Here is a 795-nt window from a genome sequence, read left to right on the forward strand (position 1 = left end):
CGCTGTGAAGGTGTCTTGCCCATCTGTATCCGAAGGAACCCCGGTAATGGTGACTGTGGGTGCCGCCGCATCGAGCCAAGCCGTAGCCGTGCTTGAGGCTTCGTTGTCGTTGGTAACGTGATCCTGGGCGGCACCGGCACGCACTTCAACGGTTGTGTCGGCACTTTCGTTCGGCGTGATTTGCGCTGTGTAAATCCGTGGCCCGCCAGACACTGCCCCAACTGTTCCGTTTGTSMTGATGTCAGAGGTCGTAAAACCGGTGACATTTTCACTGAACGTGAACGTCGCTGTGAAGGTGTCTTGCCCATCTGTATCCGAAGGAACCCCGGTAATGGTGACTGTGGGTGCCGCCGCATCGAGCCAAGCCGTAGCCGTGCTTGAGGCTTCGTTGTCGTTGGTAACGTGATCCTGGGCGGCACCGGCACGCACTTCAACGGTTGTGTCGGCACTTTCGTTCGGCGTGATTTGCGCTGTGTAAATCCGTGGCCCGCCAGACACTGCCCCAACTGTTCCGTTTGTCATGATGTCAGCGGTCGTAAARCCGGTGACATTTTCACTGAACGTGAACGTCGCTGTGAAGGTGTCTTGCCCATCTGTATCCGAAGGAACCCCGGTAATGGTGACTGTGGGTGCCGCCGCATCGAGCCAAGCCGTAGCCGTGCTTGAGGCTTCGTTGTCGTTGGTAACGTGATCCTGGGCGGCACCGGCACGCACTTCAACGGTTGTGTCGGCACTTTCGTTCGGCGTGATTTGCGCTGTGTAAATCCGTGGCCCGCCAGACACTGCCCCAACTGT

The 795-nt window shown here is 58.0% G+C and carries 1 protein-coding gene; it reads right to left on the reverse strand.

What is annotated here, in order from left to right; translation table 11 throughout:
- The coding region (locus OA90_RS29240) for an Ig-like domain-containing protein (protein WP_208986319.1) at positions 1–795 on the reverse strand (795 nt) is incomplete at both ends.

Source organism: Labrenzia sp. OB1 (assembly GCF_001624695.1).
GTDB lineage: Bacteria > Pseudomonadota > Alphaproteobacteria > Rhizobiales > Stappiaceae > Roseibium.